20 protein-coding genes are annotated in these 24830 nt (G+C 71.6%); 12 read left to right on the top strand and 8 right to left on the bottom strand.

Annotated features, from left to right (window positions below; translation table 11 throughout):
• Positions 1-134: 134 nt before the first annotated feature.
• The 4 genes from lnt (at position 135) to OHU34_RS37535 (ending at position 5122) form a co-directional block, all read left to right on the top strand.
• Positions 135-1745, top strand: coding sequence for an apolipoprotein N-acyltransferase (gene lnt, locus OHU34_RS37520; RefSeq protein ID WP_142268929.1), 1611 nt, complete (start codon positions 135-137; stop codon positions 1743-1745).
• 26 nt (positions 1746-1771) lie between these two features.
• Entirely contained in the window at positions 1772-2251 is a 480-nt protein-coding gene (locus OHU34_RS37525) for an NUDIX domain-containing protein (protein ID WP_142268928.1), read from the top strand.
• A 54-nt stretch (positions 2252-2305) separates the two neighbouring features.
• Complete coding sequence (locus OHU34_RS37530; RefSeq protein ID WP_405770554.1) at positions 2306-3109, top strand: 3-hydroxybutyrate dehydrogenase; 804 nt, start codon at positions 2306-2308, stop codon at positions 3107-3109.
• A gap of 84 nt (positions 3110-3193) precedes the next feature.
• Positions 3194-5122 (top strand): GAF domain-containing protein, encoded by a 1929-nt coding sequence (locus tag OHU34_RS37535; protein WP_142268926.1) that lies wholly within the window; start codon positions 3194-3196, stop codon positions 5120-5122.
• Positions 5123-5186: 64 nt separating this feature from the next.
• Here the strand turns inward: OHU34_RS37535 and OHU34_RS37540 are convergent, their stop codons facing one another.
• Complete coding sequence (locus tag OHU34_RS37540) at positions 5187-6626, bottom strand: MFS transporter (protein WP_405770557.1); 1440 nt, start codon at positions 6624-6626, stop codon at positions 5187-5189.
• A gap of 561 nt (positions 6627-7187) precedes the next feature.
• On the bottom strand, positions 7188-7358 hold the full coding sequence (locus OHU34_RS37545) for a hydrophobic protein (RefSeq protein WP_405770560.1): 171 nt from the start codon (positions 7356-7358) through the stop codon (positions 7188-7190).
• 390 nt (positions 7359-7748) lie between these two features.
• Here OHU34_RS37545 and OHU34_RS37550 point away from each other — a divergent pair, with 390 nt between their 5' ends.
• Entirely contained in the window at positions 7749-9554 is a 1806-nt protein-coding gene (locus tag OHU34_RS37550) for a RecQ family ATP-dependent DNA helicase (RefSeq protein WP_405770563.1), read from the top strand.
• A gap of 332 nt (positions 9555-9886) precedes the next feature.
• Here the strand turns inward: OHU34_RS37550 and OHU34_RS37555 are convergent, their stop codons facing one another.
• Positions 9887-11626: an immunity 49 family protein gene (locus OHU34_RS37555; protein WP_405770566.1), complete on the bottom strand. Its 1740-nt coding sequence runs from the start codon at positions 11624-11626 to the stop codon at positions 9887-9889.
• 245 nt (positions 11627-11871) lie between these two features.
• Between OHU34_RS37555 and OHU34_RS37560 the strand changes: the two genes are divergently transcribed.
• From OHU34_RS37560 to OHU34_RS37570, 3 genes are all read left to right on the top strand, one after another.
• Positions 11872-12684 (top strand): VOC family protein, encoded by an 813-nt coding sequence (locus tag OHU34_RS37560; protein ID WP_142268921.1) that lies wholly within the window; start codon positions 11872-11874, stop codon positions 12682-12684.
• A gap of 233 nt (positions 12685-12917) precedes the next feature.
• Entirely contained in the window at positions 12918-13832 is a 915-nt protein-coding gene (locus OHU34_RS37565) for a metalloregulator ArsR/SmtB family transcription factor (protein ID WP_405772493.1), read from the top strand.
• A complete protein-coding gene (locus OHU34_RS37570; protein WP_142268920.1) occupies positions 13829-14431 on the top strand; it encodes a dihydrofolate reductase family protein in 603 nt (200 codons plus the stop codon). Before OHU34_RS37565 ends, OHU34_RS37570 begins: the two co-directional genes overlap by 4 nt.
• Here OHU34_RS37570 and OHU34_RS37575 read toward each other — a convergent pair.
• Together OHU34_RS37575 and OHU34_RS37580 are read right to left on the bottom strand one after the other, a co-directional pair.
• Positions 14413-15633 carry a PP2C family protein-serine/threonine phosphatase gene (locus OHU34_RS37575; RefSeq protein WP_142268919.1) on the bottom strand — a complete coding sequence of 407 codons (1221 nt, stop codon included), beginning with the start codon at positions 15631-15633 and terminating at the stop codon, positions 14413-14415. The genes OHU34_RS37570 and OHU34_RS37575 overlap by 19 nt on opposite strands.
• 8 nt (positions 15634-15641) lie before the next feature.
• Positions 15642-17249, bottom strand: a complete 1608-nt coding sequence (locus OHU34_RS37580; protein WP_230196987.1) for a sensor histidine kinase — start codon at positions 17247-17249, stop codon at positions 15642-15644.
• A gap of 110 nt (positions 17250-17359) precedes the next feature.
• Here OHU34_RS37580 and OHU34_RS37585 point away from each other — a divergent pair, with 110 nt between their 5' ends.
• The 3 genes from OHU34_RS37585 to OHU34_RS37595 all read left to right on the top strand — a co-directional run bounded on the left by OHU34_RS37585 (position 17360) and on the right by OHU34_RS37595 (position 20808).
• Positions 17360-18130, top strand: a complete 771-nt coding sequence (locus OHU34_RS37585; RefSeq protein WP_230196988.1) for a response regulator — start codon at positions 17360-17362, stop codon at positions 18128-18130.
• Positions 18131-18212: 82 nt separating this feature from the next.
• Entirely contained in the window at positions 18213-19085 is an 873-nt protein-coding gene (locus OHU34_RS37590; RefSeq protein WP_142268917.1) for an N-acetyltransferase, read from the top strand.
• 253 nt (positions 19086-19338) lie between these two features.
• Positions 19339-20808, top strand: coding sequence for a glycoside hydrolase family 43 protein (locus OHU34_RS37595; protein WP_372481813.1), 1470 nt, complete (start codon positions 19339-19341; stop codon positions 20806-20808).
• A gap of 22 nt (positions 20809-20830) precedes the next feature.
• On the opposite strand, the gene OHU34_RS37600 is transcribed toward OHU34_RS37595, so the two are convergent.
• Positions 20831-21697 (bottom strand): NAD-dependent protein deacetylase of SIR2 family, encoded by an 867-nt coding sequence (locus tag OHU34_RS37600; RefSeq protein ID WP_405770573.1) that lies wholly within the window; start codon positions 21695-21697, stop codon positions 20831-20833.
• Between the two features lie 157 nt (positions 21698-21854).
• Between OHU34_RS37600 and OHU34_RS37605 the strand changes: the two genes are divergently transcribed.
• On the top strand, positions 21855-22766 hold the full coding sequence (locus OHU34_RS37605) for an AraC family transcriptional regulator (protein ID WP_200840021.1): 912 nt from the start codon (positions 21855-21857) through the stop codon (positions 22764-22766).
• Positions 22767-22796: 30 nt separating this feature from the next.
• Here the strand turns inward: OHU34_RS37605 and OHU34_RS37610 are convergent, their stop codons facing one another.
• Both OHU34_RS37610 and OHU34_RS37615 read right to left on the bottom strand, forming a co-directional pair.
• The gene (locus tag OHU34_RS37610; RefSeq protein ID WP_405770576.1) at positions 22797-23837 is read right to left on the bottom strand and encodes a macro domain-containing protein; all 1041 of its coding nucleotides are present in this window, start codon (positions 23835-23837) and stop codon (positions 22797-22799) included.
• 112 nt (positions 23838-23949) lie between these two features.
• The gene (locus OHU34_RS37615) at positions 23950-24708 is read right to left on the bottom strand and encodes a nuclear transport factor 2 family protein (protein ID WP_142268913.1); all 759 of its coding nucleotides are present in this window, start codon (positions 24706-24708) and stop codon (positions 23950-23952) included.
• Between the last annotated feature and the right edge of the window lie 122 nt (positions 24709-24830).

Here is a 24830-nt window from a genome sequence, read left to right on the forward strand (position 1 = left end):
CGACCTGGGGCACTGGCACACCGTAACGGCTGATGGGCGGTTTGTGGATGAGTTGCGCCGGGTTGTGCGGCAAGCGGAGACCGCCCCGCGGACTGCGCTGTCGGCCAAAAGGTCACTCGCCGTACACTCCCGGAGTGACCGTCACCGCAACTTCCGTGGGCCAGCCGGACCAGCTGGAGCCCCAGGCCGCGCGGGCCCCGCGCGGCGCGCGGCTCCTGCGCCTCGTCCCGGCCGCCGCAGCCGCGCTCTCCGGAGTGCTGCTCTACGTCAGTTTCCCGCCACGCACCCTGTGGTGGCTGGCGCTGCCGGCCTTCGCCGTCCTCGGCTGGGTGCTGCGCGGGCGCAGCTGGAAGGCGGCCCTCGGTCTCGGCTATCTCTTCGGGCTGGGTTTCCTGCTGCCGCTCCTGGTGTGGACCGGCGTCGAGGTCGGCCCCGGGCCCTGGCTCGCCCTGGTGGTCATCGAGGCGGTCTTCGTGGCGCTGGTCGGCGTGGGCGTCGCGGCCGTGTCCAAGCTGCCGGCCTGGCCGCTGTGGGCGGCGGCGCTCTGGATCGCCGGCGAGGCGGCACGCGCGCGCGTGCCCTTCCGCGGCTTCCCCTGGGGCAAGATCGCCTTCGGTCAGGCGGACGGCGTCTTCCTGCCCCTCGCCGCGCTCGGCGGCACCCCCGTACTCGGCTTCGCCGTCGTCCTGTGCGGTTTCGGCCTGTACGAGGTCGTGCGCCTCGTCCTGGAGCGGCGGCGCTCGGGTGAGGTGCGGCGGTCGGCGGCCGCCCTGGCCCTGCTCAGCGTGGCCGTCCCGGTCGTCGGCGCCGTGGCCGCCCGCTCGCTGGTCAGCGACAAGGCGGAGGACGGCACGGCGACGGTCGCCGTCATCCAGGGCAACGTCCCCCGCCTCGGTCTGGAGTTCAACGCCCAGCGTCGGGCCGTGCTCGACTACCACGCGCGCGAGACGGAGCGCCTGGCCGCCCAGGTCAAGGCGGGCAAGGTCGCCCGGCCCGACTTCGTGCTGTGGCCCGAGAACTCCTCCGACATCGACCCCTTCGCCTACGCCGACGCCGCCGCGGTCATCGACAAGGCGGCCAAGGCCATCGACGCGCCCATCTCGGTCGGCGGCGTGGTCGAGCGGGACGGCAAGCTCTACAACGAGCAGATCCTGTGGGACCCGGTGAAGGGACCCACCCAGACGTACGACAAGCGGCAGGTCCAGCCGTTCGGCGAGTACCTCCCGCTGCGTTCGTTCATCGGGGCCATCAACGAGAACTGGACCTCCATGGTCGGCCAGGACTTCAGCCGGGGCAGCAAGCCGGGTGTGTTCGACATGGACGGGACGAAGGTCGGCCTCGCCACCTGCTACGAGGCGGCCTTCGACTGGGCCGTGCGTGACACGGTCACCCATGGCGCCCAGCTGATCTCCGTGCCCAGCAACAACGCGACCTTCGACCGCAGCGAGATGACCTACCAGCAGCTGGCCATGTCACGGGTCCGCGCCGTCGAGCACAGTCGTACCGTCACGGTGCCCGTGACCAGTGGCGTCAGCGCGATCATCATGCCGGACGGGAAGATCACCCAGAAGACCGGCATGTTCGTCGCGGACTCCCTGGTGCAGAAGGTGCCCCTGCGCTCCTCCGAGACGCCGGCGACGAAGCTCGGCATCCTGCCCGAGATCGCCCTGGTGCTCGTCGCCGTGGGCGGCCTGGGTTGGGCGATCGGCGCCGGGCTGCGGGCCCGACGGAGCGCCACCGACTGAACAGGCGGCCCGGATAGGGTCGCCCTATGCCGACTCCTGACTTCATCACCGAGATCCGGGCCTCCGCGGGCCACCAACTGCTCTGGCTCCCTGGCGTGAGCGCTGTCGTCTTCGACGACGAGGGGCAGGTGCTGCTCGGCCAGCGCGCGGACAACCACGAGTGGTGCGTGATCTCGGGCATCCCGGAACCGGGCGAGCAGCCCGCGGACTGCGCGGTACGGGAGGTGTACGAGGAGGCGGGCGTGCACTGCGTCCCCGAACGCGTCGTCCTGGTCCGCGCCGGCCGGCAGGTGAAGTTTCCGAACGGCGACGAATGCCAGTTCATGGACGTCACCTTCCGCTGCCGGGCCGTGGGCGGCGAGGCGCGCGTCAACGACGACGAGTCCGTCGAGGTGGGCTGGTTCGCGCTGGACGCGCTGCCGCCGATGCAGGACCGGCAGCTCTTCCGTATCAAGCAGGCGCTCACCGACGAACCCACGTGGTTCGAGACCACGCCTTCCGCGTGAAGTATGGGCGGTGACCACATGGGGCGGTGACCCGGCCCTGCCTAGGCTCGTCGCATGACTTCGCCCCAGGTCGCCGCCCCCGGTCCCGCCACCCCCTCACTCGACCTCGGCGGCCGTACCGCCCTCGTCACCGGCGCGGCCGGCGGCATCGGACGGGCCTGCGCGCTGCGGCTCGCGGCCGCCGGGGCCAAGGTCCGTGCCGTCGACCGGGACGCGGCAGGACTGGATACGTTGGCCGGGAGCGCGGCCGGTCTGCCCGGCTCGGTCGAACCGTACGTCCTGGACCTCACCGACCTGGACGCCGCCGAACTCGCGGCCGCCGGGACCGACGTCCTGGTCAACAACGCAGGGCTGCAACGGGTGGCCCCACTGGAGGAGTTCCCGCCGGACGTCTTCCACACGGTGCTGACCGTGATGCTGGAGGCACCGTTCCGGCTCATCCGCGGCGCCCTGCCCCACATGTACGGGCAGGGCTGGGGCCGCATCGTCAACGTGTCCTCCGTGCACGGACTGCGCGCCTCCGCCTACAAGTCGGCGTACGTCGCCGCCAAACACGGACTCGAGGGCCTCTCCAAGACCGCCGCGCTCGAAGGCGCGCCCCACGGTGTGACCTCCAACTGTGTCAACCCCGCCTATGTGCGCACCCCGCTCGTGCAGCGGCAGCTCGCCGACCAGGCGCGGACGCACGGCGTGCCCGAGGAACGCGTGCTGGCCGACGTGCTGCTGCGGGACAGTGCCGTCAAACGGCTCATCGAACCGGAGGAGGTCGCCGAGGCCGTGGCGTACCTGTGCGGCCCGCAGGCGTCCTTCGTGACAGGTACCTCGCTGGTCCTCGACGGCGGCTGGACCGCGCACTGAGCGCACCGAGCACCCTGCCTCCCGCGCCGGCCGAGTTGTCCACAGGGCTGACGGGGCGGCCCGGCGATGAGGAATCCTGTGAGCATGTCCCGCGATCACCTGAAGGGCGCCACGGCAGCCCTCGGTCCCCCTTACGACGCCGACGCGCCGTTCCTCGAGCTGCTCGCCCGGGGCGCGGCCGCCGAGGCGTACGACCGGCCCGTGCTGCTCGCCCGCGCGGAGGGAGGGTCCGGCGAGCGGATCGCGGCACTCGAACACGCCAAGCTGCTCGCGCTGCGGGTCCGCTCCGAACTGGAGGGCCGCCGCCGACGAGAGGCCGAGCTGTCCGCCCTCTTCGAGACGGCCCACGACCTCGCGGGCCCACGCGACGTGGACGCCGTACTCCAGGCGATCGTGCAACGGGCCCGCTCGCTGCTCGGCACCGACATCGCCTACCTCAGCCTGCACGACCCGGCCAGGGGCGACACGTACATGCGGGTCACCGAGGGGTCGGTCGCCGCCCGCTTCCAGCAGCTGCGCCTCGGAATGGGGGAGGGGCTCGGAGGCCTGGTCGCCCAGACGGCCCGTCCCTACGTCACCGACGACTACTTCCGCGACGACCGCTTCCGGCACACGACGACCATCGACGCGGGCGTACGCGACGAGGGACTGGTCGCGATCCTCGGGGTCCCGCTGATGCTGGGACCGCACGTCATCGGGGTGCTGTTCGCCGCCGACCGGCGCGCCCGGGTCTTCGAACGGGAGCAGATCGCCCTGCTCGGATCCTTCGCCGCGCTCGCGGCGGCCGCCATCGACACCGCCAACCTGCTCACCGAGACGCGCTCGGCCCTGGCCGGCCTGGAGCACGCCAACGAGATCATCCGGGACCGCAGCGCGGTCATCGAGCGCGCCTCCGACGTCCACGACCGGCTGGCCGAACTCGTCCTGCGCGGCGGCGGGGTCCACGACGTGGCCGCAGCGGTCTCCCAAGTACTCGACGGCACCGTGGAGTTTCTGGAGACCGCACCGGCCGCCGCCGTGGAGGCCTCCCGCGCGGAAGGCCACGCCGTACGCCACGAGCACGACTGGGTCGCGGCGGTCGCGGCCGGCGGCGAACTGCTCGGCGCGCTGGTGCTGCGCGGCCACCCGGGCCTCGACCCGGTCGATCAGCGCACCCTGGAGCGGGCCGCGATGGTCACCTCCCTGCTGCTCCTGGCCAGACGCTCGGCCGCCGAGGCCGAACAGCGCGTGCGCGGCGAGCTCCTCGACGACCTGCTCGAGGCCCGCGACCGTGACCCGCGTCTGCTGCGCGAGCGCGCCACCCGGCTGCACGCCGACCTCGACGCGACCCATGTCGTGCTCGCGGCCCGCCTCGACGCCGCCGCACCCGACGCCGACCAGGAGGCGGCCGCACGCCGCCGCCTGTGGTCCGCCGCCTCCCACCTCGCCGCCACCCGGCACGGCCTGGCCGCCGCCCGCGACGGCGGCACCGTCCTGCTGCTGCCGCTCGAACGCGGCGACAACGCGACGGAGTTGGCCCGCCGTACGGCGTTGCACCTCGGAACCGCCGTCCACGAAGCGGTCACCGTCGGCGCGTCCGCCCCGGTGCGCGGCCTCGCCGCCGACCCGGACACGGTGGTCGCCGCGTACGCGGAGGGCCGCCGCTGTCTCGACGCCCTGCGGCTGCTGGGTCGTTCCGGCGACGGGGCGGCCGCCGAGGACTTCGGCTTCCTGGGGCTCCTCCTCGCCGGCGACCGGGACGTGGCGGGCTTCGTGGAGCGCACCATAGGCCGCGTCGTCGCCTATGACGAACGACGCGGCACCGACCTGCTGCGCACCCTGGACGCATACTTCGCGTCGGGCATGAGTCCGGCCCGCACCAAGGACGAACTCCACGTCCACGTCAACACAGTTGCCCAGCGACTCGAACGCGTCGGCCGCCTCCTGGGCGACGACTGGCAGAGCCCGGCCCGCGCACTGGAGATCCAACTTGCCCTGAGACTGCACCGGTTGGCGAGTCCGGCGCCACACTGACCGGCCCCCGTACGCGCGCGGGACGGCGTACGGGGGCGGGTGTGCGGCGGTCACACGGACGGGATCAGACGGCGCGCGCGTCCGTCGCCGGGCTCTGCGGGTGCTCCGCGCCCACGCCCGGATCGCCGTCGGTCAGCTTGCCGTCGGCCGGACCGCCGTCGGTCAGGTCGCCGTCGGTCAGGTCACGGTGACGGGTCTCCTTGGCGACTCCCACGGCGACGACCGTCAACAGGGCCGCGGCGATGACGTAGAGGGCGATCGGGGTGGAGCTGTCGTAGTCGGCCAGCAGCGCGGTGGCGATCAGCGGCGCCGGCGCGCCCGCCGCGACCGAGGCGAACTGGGCGCCGATGGAAGCGCCGGAGTAGCGCATCCGGGTCGCGAACATCTCGGAGAAGAAGGCGGCCTGGGGCGCGTACATCGCCCCGTGCAGTACCAGACCCACCGTCACGGCGAGGACGAGACTGCCGAAGGTGCCGGTGTCGACGAGCGAGAAGAACGGGAACATCCAGAGCCCGATCCCGACCGCGCCCAGCAGGTACACCGGCCGTCGCCCGACCCGGTCCGACAGCGCACCCCAGGCCGGGATCACCGCGAAGTGCAGGGCGGAGGCGACGAGTACGGCGTTGAGCGCGGTCTGCTTGGAGACACCGGCCGAGGTGGTCGCGTACACGAGGATGAACGCGGTGATGACGTAGTAGGAGATGTTCTCCGCCATCCGCGCACCCATCGCGACCAGCACGTCACGCCAGTGGTGCCGCAGCACCGACACCAGCGGCAGCTGTTCCGCCTCCGCCGACCGTTCCGCCTTGCGGGCCTCGGCCCGCGCCAACGCCTGTCGGAAGACGGGGGATTCATCGACGGACAGACGTATCCACAAACCGACGACCACGAGCACCCCGGAGAGCAGGAACGGGATCCGCCAGCCCCAGGAGGCGAAGGCGGCGTCCGAGAGCACGGCCGTGAGCAGGGACAGCACACCGGTCGCGAGCAACTGCCCCGCGGGGGCGCCCGTCTGCGGCCACGAGGCCCAGAAACCGCGCCGCTGCGCGTCCCCGTGCTCGGACACCAGCAGAACGGCTCCGCCCCATTCGCCGCCGAGCGCGAAACCCTGGACCAGCCGCAGCACGGTCAGCAGCACCGGGGCGGCGCTCCCGACGGTCGCATGCGTCGGCAGCAGTCCGATCGCGAAGGTGGCCCCGCCCATCAGCAGCAGGCTCAGCACCAGCAGCTTCTTGCGCCCGAGCCGGTCCCCGTAGTGCCCGAAGACCAGTGCGCCGAGCGGCCGCGCGGCGAAACCGACGGCGTAGGTCAGGAACGACAGGAGTGTGCCGACGAGAGGGTCGGAGTCCGGGAAGAACAGCTTGTTGAATACGAGAGCGGCGGCCGAGCCGTAGAGGAAGAAGTCGTACCACTCGATGGTGGTGCCGATGAGACTGGCGGCGACGATGCGTTTGAGGCTGGCGGGGGTTCCCGGGGACGGCGGAGCGGTCGCGGGGGAGGACATCGGTACCACTTCCAAGCGGTTGGCGGGGACGTTCCGTGTCGCCATACGGTAGGAATCCGCAGGTCAGGGGCACATGTGGTGGGACACCATAGTTCTGTGTGCGGAGGTGCGTGCGACCACCATGAGGGCGCCGCTGGCGTCTCGAGAGCCTCAATCGAGCCCGCGAGAGCGTGCCCGAGTTGCACTGCTCGGGCGTTATTTGGAGGTGGGGTGCTGACTCCCGTGCTGACTCGGTGCCGACTACGCTGCGTCAGAATCCGGCGTGTGGATCAGATCGGACGAGCCTCGGAAGTTGCCGGCACCGCTGTGGTGACACGTATCGCCGAACCAGGGCGACCCATCGGCGAGGGGGTGCATACCTGCCTGTGTGTCCCCTTGCGGGTGGCGGCACAGGGCGAGTTCCCGTCGCTCGGTCCCTCCCGGCAGGTTCTTGGTCTGCTGGTGGTACAGCTCTCGCCTGCCTCTGACCTGCATGAACAACATGACCGGCGGAGCTGCGGCGGACATGGCTGTGGGCCCCGGGTGTCCCCGGGGGCCCACAGCCGGCTGCTGTTGGCCGGGCTACCAGCGATACCAGCGGCCCTTGCGGCCGCTGGTGTCCGCGCCGCGCATGACGAAGCCCAGCAGCCACACGACCAGCACGATGACGGCGATCCACCACAGTGCCTTGAGCGCGAAGCCCGCGCCGAAGAGGATCAGAGCCAGCAGAAGAACGAGAAGCAAGGGAACCATAATTATCAACCTCCGTTGCTCCAGATGCCCGGCGAATCGAAGAGCACACGGCTGATTCACCTGGTTTCTTCACCACTCTTGCGGGCATTGGACCCGGATTCTCCACCGGCGTCACCAGATCAGACTCGGGATCCTCACCGAGGCCGACATCGGCAACCGTCGCGATCACCTTCTGCGGCCCATGCCGACCCGGCCACCCGCCGTGGATCTGGATCAACGGGCGACCGGCGCGCCATGCACCCCGAGAGATCACCGGCGGCCAAGGACAAGGCCTCGTGCCGGTGTCGGTGCCGTAGAAACGGGTGACCGAATCGCGTGAGGCGATATCCCGGCGAACCGGGGTAGCCGCCAGAGACACGGCGGTTGGACGCCCATCCTTCAAGGAGAACCATGTTCGCACTCACGTCCCGTCGTCTGCGCGGCATCGCCCGTCGGGTCTTCGGCTGGCAGCAGCTGCGTCCGGCCCAACTGAGTGCGATGAGGGCCGTGATGAAGGGGCGTGACGTACTGGCCGTCATGCCGACCGGCGCGGGCAAGTCGGCCGTGTACCAGGTGCCCGCGGTCCTGCTCGGCGGTCCGGTCGTAGTCGTCTCGCCGCTGATCGCGCTCCAGCGGGACCAGCTGCAGAGCCTGCTCGGGTCCGGTGCGCTGCGCGCCGCCGCCATCAACTCCGCGCAGAGCCGAAGCGACAACGAGACGGCGTGGGCCCGCATCAGTGCCTCCTCGGTCGATGTGGTCTTCCTCGCTCCGGAGCAGCTCGCCAAGCCGGACGTCACGGACCGGCTCGCCGCCGTCCGGCCCCGGCTGCTGGTGGTGGACGAGGCCCACTGCGTGTCGTCCTGGGGGCACGATTTCCGGCCTGACTACCTGCGGCTGCGCCACGCGCGCGAGCGGCTCGGCAACCCGCCGGTGCTCGCCCTGACCGCGAACGCGGCGGCCCCGGTGCGCCGGGACATCGCCGAACGGCTCGGCATGAACGACCCGGTGGAGATAGTGGCCGGCTTCGACCGCCCCAACATCCACCTGGACGTGTCGACCTTTCAGGACGGAGCCGCCAAGGAGCGGTTCGTCGTGGAGCGGGCGGCCGTCGAGGAGAAACCGGGAATCGTGTACGCGGGAACGCGGCGGGCCGCGGACAGCATTGCCGAGCAGTTGAGCGACCTGGGACTGTCCGCCGCGAGCTACCACGCGGGCCGGCCCGCCGCCGAGCGCGGCCGGACCCAGGACCGCTTCAGCTCCGGTGAACTCGACGTGGTCGTGGCGACCTCGGCGTTCGGGATGGGCATCGACAAGGCGAACGTACGGTTCGTGCTGCACGCCTCCGTCCCCGGCTCGCTCGACGCCTACTACCAGGAGATCGGCCGGGCCGGCCGAGACGGGGCACCGGCCAGGGCGATCCTCGCCTACCGTCCGCAGGATCTGGGCCTGCAGCGCTTCTTCGCCGCCGGCGCTCCCGACGCCGACGCGTTGCGCCGCGTCGCCGGGCGGCTGCGCGGCGAGGAGGGCGCCGTGAGCGCGACCCGGCTCCGGGCCGACTGCGAGCTCGGCGCGACGGCGCTGTCCGCCGTGCTGAACCTGCTGGAGGAGGCCGGGGCCGTCCGTACCGGACGGGACGGCAGCCGCTTCACCGGCGCGGCCGGCACCGTCGGCGCCTCCGCGGAGGACGACGTCGACGCCGCCGTGCAGAGCGCCCTCGCCGTCCATGCCACGCACCGTAAGCTCGAACAGTCCCGGGTCGACATGATGCGCGGGTACGCCGAGACGACCGACTGCCGACGGCGGTTCCTCCTTGGGTACTTCGGGGAGTCCGTCCCCGTCCCGTGCGGGGCGTGCGGGAACTGCACGGGCCCGGTGGCCGCGTTTGCGGCCGGGCTTGGGCGCGAGCGGTCCGAGACCGCCGGACGGCCCCACAAGGCGGCCACGCGGCAGCGCCGGTGGACCCGGGTCGGTGGGCGCGCGGGCGGCTCCGCGGATGCCGTCCGGGCGGTGGAGACCGTCGCACGGCCCGCGGCGGACGATCACCCCTACCTGCCGGGCGTCCTCGTGCGCCATGACCGGTGGGGTCAGGGAGAGGTCATGAGCGAGGGCGACGGCAAGATCACCATTCTGTTCGAGTCGGTCGGCTATCGCACCCTGTCGCTGGCCGTGGTGACGGACAAGCAGTTGCTCGCCGCGTTGCCCGACTCACCACGCTGACGCCGGACCCACATGGTGCTGCCCGATGGCGTCGGCGAGTGCGTGACGCCACCGTGCGGAGCGCCCGACACCGGTCGACTCGTCCGCGGGGGGCGTGACGGTCCGGTCGTGGCGCGCGTCGCTGAACTCCAGGTCTGATCGGGATGCGTGAACGGGCCGCCGCGGTAGGCGGAGACGTCTCGGCGGCCAGGCACCCGGAGGCACCGACCACTTGGCGTAGCCTCCGGTGCCGGGGCCCTTCGGCGGCTGCGCGCGGCCGGCCCGACACACCCCGATGCGTCCCCACCCTTCAACAAGCCGACCTCCTGGCACACCCTCGTTCGGTTCACGTCCTAGAAGGGTTCGGCCGCCTGGAGCAGCCGTCGGGGCAGGTAGGGGGACTCGACGCGGACGTTCCAGCCCCTGCGGCGGGCGTGGCAGGCCAGGGCCAGGGCGTCGAGGTCGAACCGGGCGTCCGGGTCGTCGGCGCGGTCGGCGACCCGGTAGTGGTCGCGGTGGGCTTCGAGAGCGTCGGCCAGGGCCAGGTTGAAACTCTCCTCGTCACCCTCCACGAGCTGCGACAGGAGGGCTCCCGGCGGCGGGAAGAAGCCCCAGTCCCTGGCCTTGCCGAGGTCCCGCAGCGCCCGTTCCATCGCGGGTTCCGGGTCCGCGCCCTTCAGATAGTCGTGGAGGGCCACGCGGTACGACGCGAACGCGGAGCGGTCGTCGGACGTGAAGGTGGGACCGGTCAGGACCAGGGGAGCGAGGTCTTCGCGTACGCCGGTGATCAGGGCGAAGGCGGTGGCGGTCTGCCAGTTGCCCGCGCTCGCGTCCTCGCCGCGGGTGGCCGGACAGCCGAAGGTACGGCCGTCGACCGTGACCCGGGCCTCGGTGCCCGGTTCGGCGAGGGCGATGCGGAACAGGGCCGCACCCAGCTGGGAGGCCAGGCGCAGGTTCTCGAGCTGGGCGTCCGTGACCTCGCCGGAGTCCGAGGCACGCCACTTGAACAGGAGCTCCTGATAGCGCAGGGCGCTCCCGAGCCGCCGGACGGCGAGGGACTGCCCGTCCACCGGGGTGAGGGCCTCTCGGGTGTACCGGTCGAACAGGGCCTCGCTCTCCGGGGCCGGGGCCCTTTCGAGGGCCGGCCGCCCTACCGGCAGCGGCCCGGCGGCCAGCGCGGCGACCGCCTCCGGGCGCCGGCGGCGGCCGAAGCCCTCGACGCGCGGGCCGCGGGTCTCGAAGCCGGTGACCAGGGCGCGCGGCAGGTAGTCGGTCTCGAGGGCCGGCGCCCAGCCCAGCGTCCGGTACGCGAGCGCGGCCAGGGCGACCGGCAGCAGCGGGAGGAGGCTGCCGGGCGAGGCGCCGGGGCCGGGTAGGGCACTGTGGGGCAGCAGGAGGGCGGTCAGTCCGGAGTCGAAGCCCGCCCGGTCCTCGGCGGCCAGGGCACGCAGGGTCGCGAGGGCCACGCTGTGCGGCCGGCCGAGGAGGCTTTCGCCCGTCTGCTCCTCCCGGCTGCGGATACGCGCCAGCGCGGCGTCGAGGGCGGCGAGCTTGTGCCGGGTGCTCGGGGGGTAGTCCGCGTCGTCGTCTCCCGTGTCGTCGAGAACCTGTGCCATGAAGCCCTTGATCAGCTCGGCGGCGGGCGTTCCGTCCGTGCCGGCGAACTTCTGGCGGGCGAAGTGGAAGGCCTCGCCGTGCCACTTGGCCTTGTCCGAGAGGACGGCGAGACAGAACGCGTCGATCCATTCGCCCGGGGTGACGCTCTCCTCGGCCGCGTCCTCGTCTTCGGCGTCGTACCCCATGCCGAAGTTCACGTAGTTGAGCGTGACGTGGAAGGAGCAGTGCGGGAAGTACGCCGCGAAGGCCACCGCGCCCGCCGCGGCCTCGGTGGCATCCCCCAGCACCGCCTTCGCCTCCGGGGTGTCGAGGTCAGGTGTCTCGACGGACAGGGCACCGAGGTGGTCGAGAAACTCCTCGGCGATCGACGTCCACTCGTACGTGGCCATACGGCCGGCCTTCGACATCGACCGGACCTGACCCCCGATCCGGTTCGCGAAGTCCTCGCGCGCCGCCGAAACCACTGCTCCGTCCACCTGGTGACGCCCTATCCGCACTACGCCGCTCCTTGATCACTTGTCAGGAGGCCAGCCTAGGCGCGGGGTCTGACACCCATGCCGCAGGTGCGGTGGACCGCAGACCCGTCCTGTCGACGGCCGGCCGCGCCTTCGTGTCCGGAGCGCTCGGCCGTGTCGTCGGGAGCCGCTGGACGCGGCCGACGCGCGATCGTCGGTGGCCGGTGTCACGCTGAAATGACACAGGACCTGCGAAGGGAACAGCCGTGATCACGACCGACCTCACTCCCGGTTCCCCCTGCTGGCTCGACCTCGGGGCGCCCGACGTCCGCGCCGCCGCGGCCTTCTACGGCTCGGTGCTCGGCTGGGACTTCGAGTCCATGGGCGACGGCGGGGGCGAGGGCGGGGACATGGAGGGCGGGATGTTCCAGAAGGACGGCAAGACCGTCGCCGGTCTGGGCAAGCTGTCCGAGGAGGGCGCTCGCTCGGCCTGGATGATCTACTACTGCGTCACCGACGCGGATGCCACCACCCAGGCGGTGGAGGGTGCGGGCGGCACGGTCCGGGTGCCCCCGAGGGATCTCGGTGAGTGGGGGCGGATGGCGCAGTACACCGACCCGTCGGGCGGCCAGTTCGCGGTCTGGCAGCCGGGGAAGAACGCGGGCTTCGAGCTGGCGGACGTGCCGGGATCGCTCTCCTGGACGGAGCTGTACACGAGCGACGCCGCGGCCGCGAAGGAGTTCTACGGCACGGTCTTCGGCTGGCAGTTCGGCGACACGGAAATGCCGGGCGGCGGAGGCACGTACACCCTCATCACACCGGCCGGGCTTCCCGAGGAACGTATGCAGGGCGGCCTGATGCAGGTCCGCGAGGAGGACCTCGCCCTGGCGGGCGGGCAGGCGTACTGGCACCCGGTGTTCGCCGTCGCCGACTGTGACGCCGCCGTTGCGGCGGTCACCGGGGGCGGCGGCAGCGTGCAGATGGGACCGACGGACGCGGAGGGCGTCGGCCGGCTCGCCGTCTGCCTCGACCGGTCCGACGCCGACTTCGTGGTGCTCACGCCGTCCTCCCCGAGCTGAACGCACCCGCTCTGCGCACCCGCTCGTCGCGGGGCGCGCACGGGACGTGCGGCTGTGTGCCGCCGGACCCGGTGTGCCGCTGTCCGAGCGGGTGGTGAGGACGACACCGGGTTCCGCACCGAGCGCTGGCAACGCTGCTGGAGAGCGCCGGGCTCGGCAGGAGTCGGACACCCCGCCCACATATTCCTTGACGCGAATATTCGCCTTAAGGAATACTCGTGTTCATGGACGCCATGGACGCACTCCTCGCCGCACTGGCCGACCCGGCCCGCCGGCGGCTCGTGAGCCTGCTGGCCGAGCGGCCCCGCCCGGTGGGCGTTCTCGCTCGGCTCGCCGACGCGCGCCAACCGCAGACGACCAAGCACCTTCAGACTCTTGAGCGGGCCGGCATCGTGACCTCGCAGCGCACCGGTCAGCGCCGGATCTACGCGCTCCGGCCGGGCCCCCTCCGCGAGCTGGCGGCCGCGCTGAGTCGACTGGCCGATGCCGCGGACCAGGTCGGTGGCCCGCACACGACGTACGACCGCTACGGGCTCGGCGTCCACACGGAGCGGCTCGCCGCGCAGGAGCCGGGGTGGGCCGACGACCGCTCCTTCACGTTCCACCGGTCCCTGGCGGGACGCCCCGAGCTCGTCTGGCGCCACCTGACCGAGACCGCCCTGCTCGCACGCTGGTGGACCCCCGACGACCTCCGCGTCTGCGAACTCGTCTTCGAGGCACGGCCCGGTGGGCGGATCGTCCAGGAGTACCGCGACGCCGAGGACATCGGCGACTCCGACCCGGTCGCCGGGCGCGCGGAGGGCGTCGTCGTCGACGTGAGCCCTGGTGAGCGCCTCGCCTACCGGCTCTCCCCGCTGCTTCCCGACGGCCGCCTCGCTTTCACCGCTCACATCGACATCGACCTGCGGCCCACCGGCGCGGGCACGGACCTCGACGTCCGCTGGCGTATGACCGACAGCGCCGTCGAATCCGCGGACTTCGTCGCGGGCATCGAGATCGGCTTCGGCCAGAGCCTCGACAAGCTCGCGTCGACCCTCGCAGCGGCCCCGCACGACGACACCAACGGCACGGACACCAACGGCACGGACACCGACAGTGCGGGCCGTGCAGACGGCACGGCCCGCACCGACACAAGGAGCGCGACATGACAGAGCAGATCGCCGGCCGTCGAGTTGTCACCAACATGGCCCTCTCCCTCGACGGTCGCTACGCCGCACCGGACAACCCCGTGGACATGGGCTGGGTGATGCCGTACGCCGTGACCGACGTCGCCCGCGACCACCTGACCAGCCTCTGGGAGCCGGCCACGACGGCCCTGCTCGGGCGGGTCAACGCCGAGGGATTCCTCGGCTTCTGGCCCACCGTCATCGGTATGGAGGGCGCCGACCCGCGCGACGAGGGCTTCGCGAAGTGGCTCGTCGACTCCGACAAGGTGGTTCTCTCCTCGACCCTCGACAAGGCGCCGTGGGAGCGCACGACGCTCGTCGACAAGCCGGCCGCCGAGGTCGTCGCGGACCTCAGGGCGACCGAGGGCGGCGACATTCTCGTGCTCTCCAGCGCGAGCGTGGTCAAGGCCTTGCTGGCGGCCGACGAGGTCGACCGGCTTGCGCTCACGGTCTTTCCGGTCTTCCTCGGCGGCGGGCCGCGCCTCTTCGACGACGGCCTGCCCGCGCATCGGTGGACGCTCGTCAGCCAGACCGCGGGCGAGCACGGCACGCTGGCCCTCGTCTACGACCGGGTCCGCTGAGTTCCCTCGGCGCCGCCGCCGGGGCGGATGCCCCAGTCGAGGCGGAGCACGGCGAGGTCGTCGGAGTGGCGTCCGGCGTTCAGCTCGTGGGTTTCCTTGATGAGGAGGTCGACATGAGCGGCCGGGTCCGCCGACGGCAGGGTTCCGATCAGCGTGAGCAGTCCCTCGACGCCGAGCCGTTCGTTCGTCGCCCCGTTGTGCCCCTCGGTGAGGCCGTCGGTGTAGAGGGTCAGGGCCCCCGTGGCCGGGAGCGGGATGACGGTGGAGGGCCAGCTGCGCAGCCCGGGAACGATACCCAGGGCGATGCCGTGCGCGGCGGTCAGTTCCCGGGTTCCCTCGGCCGTGGTGAGGAGGGGCTCGTGATGGCCGGCGAGGTGGAGGGTGGCGGTCGCGGTGTCCTGGTCGAGGGTGAGGAGGGTGCAGGTGGCGAACAGCTGCTGGTCGCCGCGTTCGGCGATCAGGATGCGTTCCATCAGGTGCAGCAGGTCCTCGCCGCGGTGTCCGCCGAGCACGAGGGAACGCCAGGCGATGCGCAGGCAGACACCGAGGGCGGCGGCGTCGGGGCCGTGTCCGCTGACGTCACCGACGACGGCGTGCAGCAGTCCGTCGTCTCCCTCCACCACGTCGAGGAAGTCCCCGCCGAGCAGGGCCATCGCGGCGCCTGGCAGGTAGCGGGAGGTCACCCGCACGGTGGAGGTGTCGAGCATCGGCTGGGGCAGCAGGCCTCGTTCCAGGCGGGCGTTCTCCTCCGCCCGCAGCCGGGAGGCCTGGGCTTCGGAGCTCGCGCGCTCGGTCTGGCTGCGGTAGACGGCGTAGCGCACCGTCCGGTGCAGCAGGTCCGCTTCGACCTTGCCCTTGACGAGGTAGTCCTGGGCTCCGGCGGCCATGGCGTCGGTGCCCGCCTGGGCCTCGGACAGCCCGGTCAGGACGATGACGGCGGTGTGCGGGGCCAGGGCTCGCACGGCGGCGACCGCGTCGATGCCCGACACGTCGGGAAGGTGCAGGTCGAGGAGGACGCAGTCGATCGGGGCGCCGGCCAGTTCGGTACGGGCCTCGGCCAGGCTGGTGCGGGTCGTCAGCTCGAACCGCAGTCCCGTGTCGTACAGGAGCTCCTCGACGAGCAGGGCGTCGCCCCGGTCGTCCTCGATCAGCAGGATGCGGTACATCGGCTCGTCGGGCGCCGCTTCGGGACCGGTTGTCATCGCTGTGGTCATCGTGTCTGCTCGGTGCCGGCGCGGTCGGCCTCCGGCAGGGTGGACGGGCCGGGGTTCGCCGGCGGCTCGGGTGCCAGGGTGAAGGAGATGCGCGTGCCGTCCTGGTACGCGGTGTCGACGCCGATGGTGCCGCCGTGGAATTCGACGATCTTCTTGCACATCGCGAGGCCGATGCCGCTGCCGGAGTAGGCGTCCTTGGTGTGCAGCCGTTGGAAGATCACGAAGACTTTGTCGGCGTATTCCGGAGCGATCCCGATGCCGTTGTCGGTGACGGTGAACCGCCACAGTTCGTCTTCCCGGACCGCCGTCACATGGATTTTCGGCGCTTCGCCGGGGCGGCGGAACTTGACGGCGTTGCCGATCAGGTTCTGCCAGAGCATGCCCATCTGGGTGGGGTCGGCGACCAGGGTCGGCAGCGGCTCGTGGGTGACCGTCGCTCCGGCCTCCTCGATACCGACGCTCAGCGCGGACAGGGTCCGCTCCAGCACCGTGTCCAGGTCGACGCTCTGGTGGGTGTTGTGCATCCGTCCGACCCGGGAGAAGTCGAGCAGGTCGTTGATGAGGACCTGCATACGGTTCGCGCCGTCCACCGCGAAGTCGATGTACTGGTCGGCCCGGGTGTCGAGTTGCCCTCCGTAGCGCCGCTGGAGGAGCTGGGTGAAGCTGGAGACCTTGCGCAGCGGCTCCTGGAGATCGTGGGAGGCGACGTACGCGAACTGCTCCAGCTCCGCGTTGGAGCGCTGAAGGTCCGCGGCCTGCGCGTCGAGACGCTGACGCGCCTCCTCGCTGAAGGCCAGTTCCCGTACGAGACGGCGGCGCATGAACTCGATCTCACCGCTGAGACGCCGCAGGTCGGCGGGGCCGGTCGGGGAGATGGGGTGGTCGAAGTCACCCTCGGCGATGGTGCGGGCGTCCGCGCCGAGCTGATCCAGCGGCCGGGTGATGCCGCGGCGCAGTCCTTCGAAGACGAAAGCGGTGAGGATGACGACGAGCACCGCGGCGGCGCCGAACACCACGTTGCGCAGGGCCATCGTGGCCATCAGGTCGTCCCTCGCCCGGACGCGCTCCGCGCGCAGCCGTTGCTGCTGCGCGCTCAGGGCGGCACGTACGTCGTCGAAGGCCTTCTTGCCCTCCGCCGCCCGTTCGGTGGCCAGCGGAGAGGGTGAGCCGGCCGGCGAGGCGGCGACCGGCCGCGCGATCCTCTCCTGCCACGTGGCCAACGCGTCCTGCACGGCCTTCAGGTCGTCCAGGCCGGCCCGGTCGTCGGCGAGCAGCTCGGTGAGTTGCGCGATGCTCGTCTTCTGCTCGGCGAGACCCTCCTGGTAAGGAGTGATGAAGTCCGTCGTGCCGGTGATCCCGTAGCCGCGGATCCCCGTCTCCTGGTCGAGAAGAGCCGACTCCAGCCGGATCGCCGTGGTCAGGGCGGGAGACCGCACGTCCACGAGGTCCCTGCTGATCGACTCGGTCCGCGCCAGGACCCATGCTCCCGTGACACCGAGAAGTGCCAGAACCGCCAGGGACGCCGCCGCGCCCACGCGAAGCCACCGCCGGGTCGTCCACGTGGAAAGCCACCGCGTACGCGGTGGTCTCTCACTGCCGGTCATTCTGTGGAACTCCTTGCTGCGAACATTTGCCCGAAGACAACGGTCAGCACACTCTAGACGGCGACAACGCTTGTTGTCGCGAACTCCTCCCGGACCATAGAGTGCCAGGTATGCCAGGCAAGAACTTCGTTCTGCGGACCAGTCCGCAGGAGACGGCCGTCATCGCGGACGCCGCGGTCGGCAACCTTGCCCAGCGCCTTGCCCACCGGCTGCTGGACAGCCCCCCGCAACCGGCACCGGACGACCCGGCACAGGCCCTGGCCCTGCTCCACCTGCTGGACCAGCTCCAACAGGCCGCCGAACGCCTCCAGCGGGAAGCAGCCGTGGCTGCCGCCCGCGCGGGAGCGGGCTACCCGCAGCTCGGCGCCGCCTGCGGCCTGACCCGCCAAGGCGCCCGGCGCCGCTGGCCGGGGCTCTTTCACCACTCTGACGAGACACCCACGGAGCATCCGATGATGACCACCCCCGCCCGCCCGTTCGACGTCCTGCTCGTCGAGGACGACGTCGCCGACGCGATGCTCATCGAGGAAGCCCTCTCCGAGCGTGGAGCGCGCAACCTGGTCCAGGTCACCGACGGAGTCGCCGCCCTGGAGCACCTGCGTACCCCGGGCAACCCGCGGCCCGACCTCATCGTCCTCGACCTGAACATGCCGCGCATGAACGGCCGCGAGCTGCTGAAGGTCCTCAAGAACGACGAGGACCTGCAGACCATTCCCGTGGTCGTCCTCACCACGTCCACGGCCCCCGGCGATGTGACCGACGCATACAGCAGCCACGCCAACGCCTACGTGACCAAGCCCGTCAACCTGGACGAGTTCGAGCAGGCCGTCCAGAGCATCGACGCCTTCTACCTCGACACCGCCACGCGGCCCCGCCCCTGAACCCCCGCCCCCGAACCCCCACCACGCCCGGCCACCGGAATTCGGGTGCGGGCGGTCGGCGCGGTGGTGTGTCATCGGGAGTATGGCGATGGTGCTGGGCAAGCCGGAGGTCGACGGGCTGAGCGAGGCCGTGGGCGCGCTGCGGGAGTGGCAGTGCGACGGGGCGCCGACGCAACTGCATCCGGGGGACCTGGGCTGGTTCTGGCGGTTCGGTGCGGAGGCGACGGCCGCGGCGGTCCGGACCTGGAGCCGGGACGGACGGATTCTCGCCGTCGGACTGCTGGACGGGCCCCGGCTGTTGCGGCTGACGATCGCCCCGGACGCCCGACGGGACGAGGAGCCGGCGCAGCAGCTGCTCGAGGACCTGACCGAGCCCGAGCGTGGCGTACTGCCGGCGGGCAAGGTGTCCGTCGAGGCGCCGCCGGGCGCACTGCTGCAAGATCTGCTGCTCGAGCGCGGCTGGCACGCCGACGAACCGTGGACGCCGCTGCGCCGCGACCTCACGCGGCCGGTGAAGGATCCAGGCCTACGGATCGAGGTCACCGGGCCGGGGTCGGCGCGGGTACCTGCGCGGACCGCCGTACAGCGGGCGGCGTTCGAGAGGTCGACGTTCACGGACGAGCACTGGCACGCGATGGCCGCCGGATCGCCGTATGCCGACGCCCGGTGCCTGGTCGGGTACGACGCCCGGGACAACGCGGTGGCTGCGGTGACGGTGTGGTCGGCCGGTCCGGGAAAGCCCGGCTTGCTCGAGCCGATGGGCGTGCACCGGGAACATCGCGGTCACGGCCACGGCAAGGCGATCACCGTCGCCGCGGCGGCCGCACTCCGGGAACTCGGTTCGTCGAGCGCGATCGTCTGCACCCCGAGCACGAATGCGGGCGCCGTCGCCACCTACAGGTCGGCCGGCTTCCGGCAACTGCCCGAGACCCGGGACCTGTACCGAGAGGGCTGAGCCGCATCTCACGACCGTGGGCGGGGTGCCGAAACCGCCGTCGCGGCAGGCCCGGAACGACGACGGAAACTTTCGGTACGCGGCGGAGAAATTGACAGGAAGCGGCGCGCCGCGCCTACTCGATCGTGATCGCCCGGCTCCGCCGCCGAACCGACCGGACAGGCTCCGCCGGACCTCCGGCGGGTCACACCAGCGAAAGGACTCGATGAGGGTGTCGAGCAGGCCCGAGAAGACCGAGACCGTCGACAACCCGGTGATTCCGGGCTTCCATCCGGATCCGTCCGTGTGCCGGGTCGGGGAGGACTACTACCTGGCCTGCTCCAGCTTCGAGTACTTCCCGGGAGTACCGATCTTCCACAGCCGGGACCTGGTGCACTGGACGCAGATCGGGAACGCCCTCGACCGGCCGAGTCAGCTGCGCCTGCCGCTCGACACCCCGTCCTCGGGCGGCATCTACGCCCCCACGCTCCGCCACCACGACGGCCGCTTCTGGCTGATCGTCACGAATGTGAGCGCCGACGGCAATCTGCTGTTCACGGCCACCGACCCGGCCGGCCCCTGGTCCGATCCCGTCCGGCTGCCCGGAGTGCACGGCATCGACCCGGACCTCGCCTGGGACGAGGACGGCAACTGCTGGTGCACCACCGCCGGAGTCGGGCAGATCCGCATCGATCCCCATACCGGGGAGACGTTCGGCCCGCAGCGGCGGCTCTGGTCGGGCAGCCCCGGCGCCAAGGCCCCGGAGGCACCGCACCTCTACCGGATCGGCGACTACTGGTACCTGCTCATCGCCGAAGGCGGCACCGAGCGCTGCCACAGTGTCTCGATCGCCCGCGGCCGCACACCCACGGGCCCGTTCGAGCCGTGCCCGGCCAACCCGATCCTGACCCACCGGGGCACCGACCACCCCATCCAGAACACCGGCCATGCGGACCTGGTGCAGGCGCCCGACGGTTCGTGGTGGATGGTGCTGCTCGGCGTACGGCCGGGCGGTGGCACCCCGGGGTGGCATGTACTCGGCCGGGAGACGTATCTGGTGCCGGTCGACTGGGTGGACGACTGGCCGGTCGTCGGCGCACTGTCGACCTCGATGCCCGCACCTCCCTGGCCGTTGCCGCCGCAGCCTGCGGTGCCGGACCGGGACGACTTCGAGCTGAGTGAACTCGCCCCGTTCTGGGTCTCGTTGCGGCACCGTCCGCCGGAGGTGTGCACGACGAAGGAGAAGCCCGGCTGGCTCACCCTGCGGGCCCGCGGCGGATCGCTCGACGACACCGACGTGACGTTCGTCGGCCGGCGCCAGCAACACAGGTCGTGCCGGGTGCGCGTCCTGGCCGACGTCGCGGACGGCCGAGGGGGCCTCGCCGTCCGCCTCGACGAGCAGCATCACTACGACATCGAGGCCTCGTCGGGGGAGGTGCGGGTGCGGGCCCGTATCGGGCCGTCGGACACCGTGGTGGCGTCCCGGTCCACACCCCCAGGTCCCGTGGTCCTCCGCATCGAAGTGGCCGCCGTGCACGCCGTGCACGATGCCCGCACCGGTCCGGACATCGTCACGTTCGGCATCGAGGAGCCGGACGGCACCATCGTCGAACTGGCCTCACTGGACGGGAAGTACCTCTCCACGGAGGTCGCCGGCGGCTTCACCGGCCGGGTGATCGGCATGTTCGCCGGCGGCGGCGCCGTCCATTTCGACTGGTTCGCGTACGAGCCGGTCGATCGCTGAACCGCTCCGGGTCCGAAGTCCCTCAGACGAGGAGTAGGTGCAGGAACAGGTCCGCGTCCAGAGGGACGGACAGTGCTCGTCCGGCGAGGTCGGCGGGGACCTCGGGGTGTTCGGGGTTGACCCGGACGAGTCGGGCCCGAGGCGTTCGGCGCACCAGGTTCTCCATGGGGCGGCGGATCACGCCGGGGGTGTTGAACCCGGCGCCGATCTCCACGACGAGCAGGTCGCCGTCGTCGGGTTTCCGTTCGAGCCAGCGGGCCAGGTGCCGGCCGGAGGGCAGATGGGCGTCGTCGACGAACTCGGGCCCGACCCGGACGTTGGGGAAGACCTCCGCGCCGCAGTGGGGACAGCGCGGTAGGGCCTCCTCGTCGCGTACGCGACCGCTCTCCCGGTCGTACGCCGCGAGGACCGCGTCGAGGAACGGCTTGCTCGACCAGGTCTCCCGCGTGCAGGGAACGGTGCACTGGAGCCGGCCGTAGTCGCCCTGGGGGGTGAAGACGCGGTCCGCCGCGAAGCCGTTGCGGACGAACAGCGCGTCGACGTTCGACGTCATCACCCGGTGGTCGCGGTCGCCGACCAGTTCCCGCAGCCGCTGGTAGAGCGGGTTCGGACCGGTGCTGTAGCGAATGTCGTCGATGTGGACGGCCCAGTAGCCCCACATCATGTCCTTCGGCAGAGGCACCCCGAGCAGGTAACGCGAGCGCAGGCCGAGGCGGTGCAGTGCGGGAAGCAGTTCCCGGAAGCGCTCGGCGTCGCCGTAGTCGTAGCCGGCGGCCGCGCTGAGGCCGGCACCGGCCGCGACCAGGATCCGGTCCGCCTCTCCCAGCCAGGCGCGGAACGTGTCGGCCGCCTGTGCTGCGGAGCGAGGGAGCTTGCTCGTGGTGCTCACGACTGCGGGGTTCCTTCCCATCCGTGGCCTGGTTCGTGGCCTTGTTCGCGGTCTGGTTCGTTGCCTTGTCTTTTTCCGTCACTCGAGGCGTCCCTGCTTGCGGGACACCTTCAACTTACGAGTGAGAGGAGGTGTCATCGGGATACACTTCTGACTGATGATGGCCAAAAACCGACAGAGTTCCTCGCGGGAGATTCCCGAGGTCCCCTTCGCCGCGCCGGCCGGGACGCCCGCCGGCGTCGAGGTCATGTCGCTGGCCGACCTGCGGGGGCGGGTGCCGGAGCGCATCCTCACCCAGCCGCAGCGTCCCGACTTCCACCATCTGCTCGCCCTGACGTCGGGAGACCTCCGGCACACGGTGGACTTCGCCGGTCATGTCCTGCGGCCGGGCTCCTGGTTGTGGGTGCGCCCCGGGCAGGTTCAGCAGTGGGGCGACCTGACCAGGGCCGAGGGCACCCTGATCCTCTTCCGGCAGGAGTTCCTCGACGCGGCCACCGCGACGGCGGCCCGCATCGACGACCCGCACGCCCCCGTCGTCAGCACCCCCGTCGCCGAGGACGCCGAGGCGCTCGACCTCGCGGTGGAGCACCTGAGCCGCGAGTTCCGCGCGTTCGGCCATCTGCCCCTGGACGTGCATCTGGCCGCCCTCCGGCATCTCCTGGCGGTCCTCGTGCTGCGTCTGGCCCACCTCACGGTCCCGGTCGGCAGCCTCGCCCCGGAACCGGACGAGACCTACCTGCGATTCCGGGACGCTGTCGAGCGGCACTTCACGCGGACCCGCCGCGTGGAGGACTACGCCCAGATGCTCGGCTACTCCGCGCGCACGCTCGCCCGTGCCACCCTGACCGCTGCCGGGATCAGCGCCAAGGAGTTCGTGGACCGCCGGGTCGTCCTGGAGGCCAAGCGGCTGCTCGCACACAGCGACCGGACCGCGGCCCAGGTGTCGGACCAGCTGGGCTTCGCCCATCCCTCCCAGTTCAGCAAGTACTTCCTGCACCGGGTCGGCCGGTCCCCGATCGACTTCCGTGACGTGGTCCGCGGCCGTGACGAGGGACACGGGCCGGGATGAGCGGACAAGCGCCCCGTCGGGCTCGGCGCCCTACCGGGGTGCGGCCGAGGGCCGGGTCCGTCGCGCGAGGGCACGGCGGTAGGCGCTCTCGTCGGCGTCCTCGTAGACGGTGAACACGACGCGGTCGAACCTGCCGGGGCGCTCGTCGAGCCAGTCGGCGACCGTTCGCAGCGCTACGAGGGCGGCCTCGTCCTTGGGGTAACCGAAGACGCCGGTGCTCACCGCGCACAGGGCGACGGTGCGGATCGTCCCGACCTCGGCCGCCAGATCCAGACAGGAGCGGTAGGACGAGGCCAGCGCCCGCGCGTCACCGGCGCGGGGCCGGCCGTCGACGATGGGGCCGACGGTGTGCAGGACGTGGCGGGCGGGGAGATGGTAGCCGCGAGTGATCTTGGCGCCACCGGTCGGTTCGGAGGCACCCTGCAGGGTGACGACGGTGTGGCAGTCGTCGCGCAGGCGGGGCCCGGCTGCGTGGTGGATCGCGTTGTCGATGCAGGCGTGCAGGGGATGGAAACAGCCGAGCAGGGCGCTGTTGGCGGCGTTGACGACGGCGTCCGCCGTGAGGGTGGTGATGTCGCCCCGCCACAGCGCGGTGTGCCGGGCCGCCGGAAAGGCCGTGCCGGGGAACTCCTCCTCGATCGTGGGCAGATGACTTGCCGTGACACCCGGCCGCAGCCGACGTTCCGTCCCGAGGACCCGGTCCACGGCCTCCTCGGCGCCCTCGGGCAGTGGTCCGGGAGGACGGACGGTCAGCACGGCACGCAGGAGCCGGCGTGCCGTGGCCGCGTCGGCGTGCCGGAGATCGCGCAGGGAGCCGGCTCGCAGGCCCAGTTGTGACATGGCTCGGTCGGTGCCGAGCAGACCCAGCGCCGTGCGCACGTGCTCGTCCGGCCGATCGGCCGGGGCGGCGGCCGCGGACGGTCGGAAGGGTTCGTCCAGGGCGACGGCCGTGCGGTAGGCGGCCAGCGGCAACGCCGAGGGGCGGCCCTCGATCCTGGCCCGGTCGGTCCCGGCGTCCGTCCGGGTGTCCGTCCGGGCGGGATCGCTGAACCGCGGCCGAGAAGTGGTCATGGAACGGCTCCGGCTGGTGGGGCGGATCGGTGAGGCGGTACGGCGGCGGGGGAGTGCCCGGCCCCGGCATGGGCGCGACGCCGCGCCCCGGCCGGCAGCCGGTGCGGACCCGTCAGAACAGGCCGTTGGTGTGGGGGAGTTCGGCCGGGACGGGGGCGATGACGTCCCAGTGCTCGACGATCTTGCCGTCGGCGACGCGGAAGAGGTCGTAGTAGGCGACCGGCACTCCGAACTCGCCCTCGGACTGCACCAGGACGAGATCTCCCTCGGCGATGACCCGGTGGACCTCGGTGTAGACGAGGTTCCTGCCCTGCTCGGCCCATCGCGCGGCGGCGGCGCCGAAGCCGTCGAGCCCGTCGGCGGCCTCCGGGTTGTGCTGGTGATACGTCTCGGTGGAGATGTAGTCGGCCAGGACCGAGTAGTCGGCGCCGACGAGCACCTTCGCCGCGAACTCCGTCACCAGGGCGCGGTTGGCCTCGGTCCGGTCGGCGTCGGTGGTCTCGGCGGGACCGTCGGTCTGGGAGCGGCCCGAGACGGTGTCCTTGACGTACGGGGTCAGGGCGTCCCAATGCTCGGCGAGCCTGCCGTCGGCGACCCGGAAGATGTCGAAGCCGACGAGGGGGTCCGGGCCGAAGCCGTGGTAGGTGCCGTGCAGGGCGACCAGGTCGCCGTCGGCGATGACCCGGGCGCCCTCGTAGCGGAAGTCGGCGCCGAGACCGGCGACCAGTCCGCGCAGCGCCTGCGGGCCGTCGGCCGCGAGGGAGCTGTGCTGTGTGTAGTCGGCGGCGACCCAGCGGTCCACGGCGGAGGGGTCCTTGTCGCCGAACAGTTCGGTGGCGGCCTGGAGGGCCGTGTTCTTGTTGTCGCTCATGACTGTCTTCCTTGTCGGCGGTGGCGCGGGGGTTATGTGTTCAAACTAGGCCGACATGGAAGGGTTGCCGTCACCTTTTGGCGACCAGTGATGGTCAAAAGGTGACATCGCGTCGTCTCGCG

Origin of the sequence: Streptomyces sp. NBC_00080, assembly GCF_045041255.1 — a bacterium.
Classification (GTDB): Bacteria; Actinomycetota; Actinomycetes; order Streptomycetales; family Streptomycetaceae; genus Streptomyces; species Streptomyces coriariae.